The 242-nt window shown below is 60.3% G+C and carries 1 protein-coding gene; it reads right to left on the bottom strand.

From position 1 onward, the window contains the following. A partial coding sequence (locus O4G76_RS21485; protein WP_269399110.1) for a hypothetical protein occupies window positions 1-213 on the bottom strand: 213 nt, incomplete at its 3' end. Between the last annotated feature and the right edge of the window lie 29 nt (window positions 214-242).

Here is a 242-nt window from a genome sequence, read left to right as displayed (position 1 = left end):
GGCAAACTGGTAGGGGGCGGCGTCTATCGCCATGCCACTTTCTGTGGCAAGTGCCTGATAGAGCGGATTGTCACTATATAACAGCGGGGCAAAGGCCTGCGGTGCCTGGCTGTCGCTGCCCTGCTCCCCCCAAAGCCACACGCTGTTTACCGGCGTGTCGCCGCGCAGCTCTCGGGCATCGTTGGCCGCATGGGTATAAAGCAGCATCTGCATTTCATTGAGATAGCGGCTCCAGCGCATGC

The organism is Limimaricola sp. G21655-S1 (assembly GCF_027213785.1).
Taxonomy (GTDB): Bacteria; Pseudomonadota; Alphaproteobacteria; order Rhodobacterales; family Rhodobacteraceae; genus Limimaricola.
This window is presented reverse-complemented; position numbering and strand designations above follow the sequence as displayed.